Annotated in this window: 5 protein-coding genes; all 5 read left to right on the forward strand. The window is 39.6% G+C overall.

Going from position 1 to position 8,129, the window contains the following annotated elements; translation table 11 throughout:
- Positions 1-2,536, forward strand: a 2,536-nt coding sequence (locus tag G588_RS0117995; protein WP_026668895.1) for a CotH kinase family protein, incomplete at its 5' end; no start/stop codon positions are given.
- Entirely contained in the window at positions 2,523-3,692 is a 1,170-nt protein-coding gene (locus G588_RS0118000) for a nucleotidyltransferase domain-containing protein (protein WP_196805011.1), read from the forward strand. The genes G588_RS0117995 and G588_RS0118000, both read left to right, overlap by 14 nt.
- A 60-nt stretch (positions 3,693-3,752) precedes the next feature.
- The gene (locus G588_RS0118005; RefSeq protein ID WP_196805012.1) at positions 3,753-5,234 is read left to right on the forward strand and encodes a hypothetical protein; all 1,482 of its coding nucleotides are present in this window, start codon (positions 3,753-3,755) and stop codon (positions 5,232-5,234) included.
- The gene (locus G588_RS21895) at positions 5,234-7,252 is read left to right on the forward strand and encodes a glycosyltransferase (protein WP_022780080.1); all 2,019 of its coding nucleotides are present in this window, start codon (positions 5,234-5,236) and stop codon (positions 7,250-7,252) included. The genes G588_RS0118005 and G588_RS21895 overlap by 1 nt, the downstream gene beginning before the upstream one ends.
- A gap of 23 nt (positions 7,253-7,275) precedes the next feature.
- Positions 7,276-8,129, forward strand: an 854-nt coding sequence (locus tag G588_RS0118015) for a CDP-glycerol glycerophosphotransferase family protein (RefSeq protein ID WP_022780081.1), incomplete at its 3' end; no start/stop codon positions are given.

Here is an 8,129-nt window from a genome sequence, read left to right on the forward strand (position 1 = left end):
CAAGGTAGAAGAATCCAAGGTAGAAGAATCCAAGGTAGAAGAACCCAAGGTAGAAGAATCCAGGAAGGAAGAGCCAAAGAAGGGAGAACCTAAGAAGGAAGCTACGGTTAAGACCGCAACCGCTAAGAGTGCCAAGGAACTCAAAGAAGAAAAAAAAGCAGCGAAAAAGGCCGAGAAGGAAGCAAAACTTGAGGCCAGACAGATTGCCAGAGATATCAAGAAGTCTAGGCAAGAGGCTGAGCAAATGGATCCTGAGGCAAAGAAAAAAGCTACAATGAAGGATTGGGTTATCATATGCCTTAGTGTTTTGTCACTGCTTCTTTTGATATTTATAGTGTATACAACCAGAACCCATGACAAACAGATATCGGAAAGGCTTATTAACGACAGTAAAAAGGACAATCTGACTGTTGTGTCCGAAAAAGCTGCCATTGATTCAGTAAGGATAAGCGAAGTAAATGCCGAGGGCTGGATTGAGCTATATAATGAGGGCTCAGATATTGCTGATATTTCCGGTGCGATGATGTATATTTCCGGCAAAAAGGCGGCTGTTATCGCAGATGAAACCACTATAGCTGCAACGGGATATCTTGTGTTTAATATTGGTAAGAATCCCGGCGCCTCGGATTATAATGTTATGAGCCTCACAGACAAGGAGGGGAAGCTTCTTGATTCAATGATCATTCCAAAGCTCTCCGGTTCATCAAGCTATGGTGTTACCAATAATGTGAATTACAATATCGGATATATGGAAGCCACCAAGGGTACTGATAATGTAGAAGAACTCACAGAAGAAGAATACTCTTATGTTGAAGGAATTGGCTTCTCTACTCCCGGAGGTTTCTATGACAGTGCATTTTCTCTTTCGCTTTCAGCAAAAAGCGGAGAGAAGATTTATTACACAACCGATGGAACCGAGCCGACTACAGAGTCAACAGAATATACAGGTGCTTTTACTATCAGCAACAAGAGCGGAAGAAAATACGTATATTCCAGACTTGGTTTTGGATATCTTAATAAGACAGGTTATAATCCTTATACCGTTGATGCAGGAATGATTGTAAGAGCCATAACTGTAGATGGTTCAGGTAAGGTTACCGGATCTGCGATTCAGGAGTATTTTATTGGATTTGCAAATGATTCCGCTTATGCAGATATTCCGGTAATATCATTGACAGCCAACCCCGAGGATCTGTTTGATTATTTCAACGGAATTTACGTTCCGGGAAGAGCCAGAGAAGATGCAATCATCAGCGGTGAGGATAGTCCAAACTCCTATGCAAATTATTTAAATGGATGGGAAAGGAACGGGCAGGTGGCATTCTATGAGACAACTAAGGATAAGACTCTGGTAAAGAATGGAACCGTTAAGATTTATTCTGATGTTGAAATTGGGGCAAGGCAGAAGGGGTTAGAACTGAATGTGGGAGACCCTTCCGAATTTGCCGGTTCCTCGATTATGGACTATATAGGAAAAGATGGATCGCTGATCCTGCAGACTTATATAGATGACCAGACATTAAAAGCAAAGGACTTTTTTGTTAGCAGGATTCTTAAGGATTCAAAGGTTGGAACTCTGGATATGTCACCTTGCTATTTGTTCATTGACGGCGAGTTTTGGGGAGTATACCTTATGAAGGCTCCACTTAATGCCAATTATTTCGTCAGAAATTATGATGTAAAAGGCGATGTCATAGTGAGACAGAGAGCTGCATATCAGGCTAATTTCGTGAATATGTACAATTTTATCACTGAAAACGATATGAGTGTTGCTGAGAATTACAATAAAGCGAAAACCATGATGGATATGGACAATTATATAGAATATGTCTGTGCACGTGTCTATATAGGATATACCGGCCCCGGAACTACTAAAGGTACTATGTGGAGAACTGTTGATTCCGGAGGAACCGGTTATAATGATGGTCGCTGGAGATGGATAATGAATTATCCAATAGGTAATTCTATGGGAAATGCCAGTAACAGAACGGCATCCATTGATACACTTATGCATGGGCCTCTCAGAATGGACAAGCTGTTTCAGTCACTTCTCATGAACAAGGAATTCTGCAAACAGCTTGAAGACACCATGAACAGTATGGCGACTGAGAGATTCTCAACCGAGAATGTCAATACAGTTTTGGATGAAGTATCTGAGCTTATGAGGAAACCTGCCGTGGAAACCTATAAGAGGTTTACTGGAAGCTACAAAGAGGCTCAGTACAAAACAGATATTGATTTTATCAGGAGCTACTTTGAAAATAGACCTGATTACATAACCTTCTATGCCAAGGAACTTGCCGAAAAGGGCGGAGACCTGGAATATATCAGGGAAATGGAGCTGCTTGGGGCAACCGATGATGCTGATGACGAAGATCAGGAAGAATCGGAAGAGGAAGGCGAAGAGAACTTGGAAAACTCGGAAGAAGACGCAGATAACACAGATACAGACTCCGTGACAGGGGATGCTGCTCAAGATGTGGGGGAGCAGACAAGTACAGAGGAACAAGGTGTGGAAACCAATGATGGACAGTAATTATTCAACCATACGAACCTATACAAGCGAACTTATAAGGGCGTGCTTTGAAAAAAGAAAACCCTTGGATATACCTAAGGAGCTGACAGCAAAGAAGCTCCTTGATATATCAGTAACCGGTCAGATGCAATATCCAATAGCAAGTTCACTTCTTAAGCTTGAGATTGGCGAAGAGGAGGCTCAGAGGGCCAAGGATTATCTTAAACTAAGTACCTTCAAGACCTTCACTCAGATGATGGCAGCGAATAGGATAACCGCAGAGTTTGAGAAAGAAGGAATTCGGCATCAACTTCTTAAGGGAGCTGTTACTAAGAGCCTCTATCCGTCTCCTGAGATGAGAGAGATGAGTGATATAGACCTGGTTGTCTATGATGAGAGTCTTGATAAGGCAGCTGCTGTAATGGAAAAACTGGGCTACACAAATCATGGTCTTATCAAGCATCATATGATCTTTACTGATCCTAATAAGGTTCATGTGGAGGTTCACTGGTGCCTGTTTGATGAAAATGCAGATCACAAGCAGCATGTGTATTTCAAGGACAATTTTAAGGCTAAGCTTAAGGAAGGCACTGAGTATACTTATGAGTTTAGCCCTGAGGATTTTTATATCTACATGATCTCTCATATGTCCAAGCACTTTTTTGAGACAGGGTGCGGTGTAAGAAATCTTCTGGATATATATGTATACAGAAATAAGCTTGGAGATAAGATGGATAATGCTTATCTTGTTGGTGAGCTTGAAAAGCTTGGAATTAAGGACTTCGAAGAGCATATGAGGAAGCTTGCCTATATCTGGATGGATAATAAGGAGTGCCCTGAGTTCTTCGAGAGCCTTTTTGCGTACATGATTGACAGCGGAATCTACGGCAAGAACGAGAATGGTGTATGGAGCCAGCTTGCCAAGGAGGTATCACAGGAGGGACAGAGCATTAAGCTTCACTACTATTTCCCTTCTCTTAAGTTCATGCAGGAGAAATATCCCTGCCTTAAGAAAATGCCCTTTCTTCTTCCGGGAGCCTGGATTGTAAGGGCCTTAACAGCTGCCTGCAGCAAGGAATCAAGAAATCACAGAAAAGAGATTGAGGGAGCTGACAAAAAGGAAGTTGATCGCATGCTGGACATGTATCATCGCCTTAATCTGAATTTCAGAAAATAATGATCATTGGGGAGTAAAATGAGCGCAAGCAGATCTAAACGTACAGTCCAGAATATGAGTATGGGTTTTATATATCAGTTTACAAGCATGCTTCTTAGCTTTGTTTCAAGAACTGTATTTATCAGGACTTTGGGTGATGAGTATCTTGGTCTTAACGGTATTTTCGGGGATGTACTGACACTTCTGTCCATGGCGGATCTTGGATTTTCGACAGCTATGGCATATAGCTTTTACAAGCCATTGGCGGAGCATGATGAAGATAAGATAAGGTCATTGGTTACATTTTATAAAAAAATATATAACACCATTGCACTTGTGGTTCTCGGTTTGGGGCTCTGTTGTATACCTTTTTTGAAATATATCGTCAATACCGAAAAAGAGATAGATCATCTTGAAATCTACTACCTATTTTCGCTTGCAGGAGTTGTCACATCTTATCTTTTTGTATACAAGACGACTTTACTTACTGCCGATCAGAAGAATTACAAGGTTACCAGGATCAGAATGGGAACCAATTTTGTTAAGGTGGTTCTTCAGATCCTTGTTCTGTATTTTTTCAGAAATTATATATTGTATCTTGCCATCGGAACCGGTATAGGCATTATCAACAATCTCATCGCATCCAAAAAAGCCGAGAGTGAGTATCCCTATATCAGGAACCTTAAGGTACAACGAGGAGTGGACAAGCAGCTTAAGGACAGTATTGTAGACAACATGAAATCTGTGTTTATCTACAAGGTTTCTACAACAGTCTTTTCCGCGACTGATAATATCATCATCTCGATGGTTATCAGTACCGCTATGGTTGGATTGTATTCTAACTATCTGATGCTGAGCCATAAGCTTCTTCTTATTGAACAGATCATATTCTCTGCCATGACTGCCAGTATAGGTAATGTCATTGCCAGTGAGAAGTCGGAGAAGAGATATCAGGTATTTCAGAGTATACAGTCCATGAGCTTTATCTTCTGCGGTATCATCACCACCTGTTACTGTATTATGGCAGATGACCTTGTCAGAATATGGCTGGGCGACAGCCACAGACTGCCGATGCTACTGGTAATTGCTGTGTCACTGAACACATTCCTTGCCTGCGCTCTTCAGCCCCTGTGGAGCTACAGAGATGCATCGGGACTGTATAGGAAGACTAAATACATTATGTTGGTAGCCACCATTGAGAATATAGTTTTATCTGTTGTATTGGGCAAACTAATAGGTGTTGCAGGAGTTATCTTTGCATCAGCTATAGCAAGACTTACTACCTATTTCTGGTATGAGCCAAAGCTCTTATTCAGGGAATATTTTGAGAGAAGTGCCAGATCGTACTTCCTGGATATGCTGAAAAACTTACTTCTGTCAGTGGCAGTAGTGGGAACAGTATATTTTGTTTCATCGAAGTTTTATGTTGATAACTGGTTTACCCTTTTTGTTAAGGGCGCAATTGTAGGAGTAATATGCACCATGATCTTTGTTTCTGTTTATTACAAGACTGAGGGTGCGCAGAATATTATACGTAAGGTTAAGGGATACATAAGAAAATAATGCAGGATCTGATAACGGTTATAATACCGGTTTATAAGGTTGAAAACTACATAGACAAGTGCATGGAATCTGTGCTTACCCAAAGTTATAAGAATCTGGAGATACTCCTTGTTGACGATGGATCACCGGATAGGTGCGGAGTTATCTGCGACGAATATGCCAAAAGGGATGACAGAATCAGGGTTATCCATAAGCCTAACGGAGGGTTATCAAGTGCGAGAAATGCAGCTCTTGATGTGATGCAAGGAAAATGGGTTGTCTGTATTGACAGTGATGACTATGTTCACAGGGATTATGTGCAGAAACTATACGATGCAGTAATCAGAACAGGAGCCGATATTTCGGTTTGTTCCAATTATCAGGAGAAGAAAGATAAACTGTCTATAGTTGACATAATCTGTGATGAAGAGATTGTTTATAACAGCGCGGATGCATTGTTAAAACTGGTTGAAGATAATGAGATCAAGAGTTATGCATGGGGCAAACTATATCGATCGGAACTGTTTGACGGTGTAAGATATCCGGATGGAAGAAATTATGAAGATATAGCGACTACCTATCTGCTTTTTGATAAAGCAAGTAAAATAGTCAAGATACCATATTATCTTTATTACTATCTTATAAGGGATGACAGTATCTCTTTTAACAAATCAAAGCAAATGTGGCATAAAGGGTGTCATGCTTCATGTTTGGGTCAGATAGAGCGTTGTTCGTATTTTAAGGAAAAAGGGTATGACGACTTGTATCTTAAGGCACAGGCGAGGCTCCTTCCATATCTTTTTTCGAATATCACAAGCGGATATAGTGATGACTCGTTAGCAGATGTGAAGGCAACACAGGAATATATAGAGCGGAATAAAGAGGAATTCCTCAGTAATCCATATATTTCTGAAAAAGATAAGAAACTTATATTTGTCTATTTACGAAATGAAACATATTACAAGCTGTATTCCGGTGCTAAAAAATACATTAGTTCAATATTCACAACGGGACGAAAAATAAGGAAACAAATAAGCTTTATTCTTTCAAATAAAGGGTACGAGCTTGAAGGCGGTGCAAAAAAGCGAATTGTATATTTTGAACTTCCTTGTTTCGATAATCTTGGAGATCATGCAATTGCTTACGTGGCAGAAAAAATCCTGGCGGACTTTTGTAAAGAGCACAAGGAATATCAGTTTTTTGCTATTGATGGGTGGACTATAGACAGACCTGTCAGTGTGCTGAAAAAATGCCTTGGTCCCGATGATGTTTTTATATGTCAAGGGGGCGGGAATTTCGGAAGTCTGTATAAATTTGCGCAGGTTCACAGAGGAAAGGTATATTCAGGCTTAAAGGACAACAAGATCATTGTTATGCCTCAGACCTGCTTTTTTGCTGGCAATGAAGAAGGGAAAAAGGCACTGGAAAAAGACAGGCAAATGATTGCACGCTGTAGAGATATTACGCTTTTGGCAAGAGATAAAAAATCCTATGAGTTCATGAGAGAAAGCTTTGATGCCGATGTTCGGTTTATTCATGATACTGTATCGCTATATGATGCCTCGCAGTTTGCATCTGAGGATAGGAAAGGCATTGTAGTATGCATTCGTTCCGATAAAGAAGGAACATTGGTGACAGAGCAGAAGAAATCAATAATTGAAATCTGCGAAAAAAAGGATGATGTATTAGTTACTGATACTTGTATAAACAGAAATATCAGTACTTCCGAAAGACAGGCTGTTTTGGAAAGTAAGTGGAGATTATGGGGAAAATCAAGACTGGTTGTTACAGACAGACTTCACGGAATGATTTTTGCACTGATTACAAAGACCCCTTGCATCGTAATAGGTAATGATCACTTCAAAGTTCATGAAGCATATAAAACTTTTGAGGATTCCGGCTTTTTGTTCTATCTGGATTCGTTAAGTGGACTAGAGAAAGCTGTCAATGACATGCTGGGAAGAGATTATTCCAATTGTGGTTTTGACGAAAATAAAATTGATATTCCGGTATTAAAACAAATAATATTTAATATCTGAATGCAGGAAAAGAAGGAATAATTATGGGCTTGGGGCTTAAGGTCAAAAGGGCGGTATTTAAACTAATAAGGATTGTAGTAAGGCCTTTTTATGGCAGGAATATCTGGATTATCAGTGATAGGATTAATCAGGCAGGCGATAATGGAGAAGCTTTTTTTAAATATCTTCAGGATAAGGACGTGAAATCTGTATTTGCCATAAGAAAGGATAGCCCTGACTATCCACGGCTAAGAAGTATAGGAAAAGTTGTGGAATATGACTCAAAGCTTCACAAATTGCTTTTATGCGTAGCGGACTGTAATTGCAGTGCATACCTGATACACATGGAAAATCATGTTGAGACACCACAGATTTTTTTACAGCATGGGGTATCAGAGAAAGATATTTCTAAGTATATAAATCCTGCTTCTCATAAGAATTTTTATATTATTACTTCAGCATACCAAGAGAAAAGGCAGATGATGGGAGATAATTACAAAGTAGCACCTGAGCATATTTGGCTTACCGGACTTGCAAGGTTTGATTATCTGAGAAATGAGCCAAAAAAACTTGTTGTGTTCGCTTTTACCTGGAGATCTGCTTTTATGGATTATTCAGATGAAGAAATTGCTTCTTCAGAATATTTCAAGACATTAAAAAGAATCATGTCAGACTCAACTTTTTGCGAAAAGTTGAGTCTTATGGGATATAAATTGGCAATTATGCCACATCCTAAGGTTAGAGAGTATGTTCATTTACTCCCACAGTCAAAAAGCTGTGAAATTTACGCTGGGTCATATAATAAGATGTATTCTGAGGCTGAACTAATAGTAACGGATTATTCTTCTGCGATTTTTGATTTTGCTTATCTTAGAAAGAGCATAATATATTATCAGTT

It is taken from the genome of Butyrivibrio sp. AE3009 (assembly GCF_000420845.1).
Classification (GTDB): domain Bacteria; phylum Bacillota; class Clostridia; order Lachnospirales; family Lachnospiraceae; genus Butyrivibrio.

Bases quoted from the DNA above. Each gene is read 5' to 3' on its own strand.
- G588_RS0118000 (WP_196805011.1), top strand. From the start codon at position 2,523: ATGATGGACAGTAATTATTCAACCATACGAACCTATACAAGCGAACTT.
- G588_RS0118005 (WP_196805012.1), top strand. From the start codon at position 3,753: ATGGGTTTTATATATCAGTTTACAAGCATGCTTCTTAGCTTTGTTTCA.
- G588_RS21895 (WP_022780080.1), top strand. From the start codon at position 5,234: ATGCAGGATCTGATAACGGTTATAATACCGGTTTATAAGGTTGAAAAC.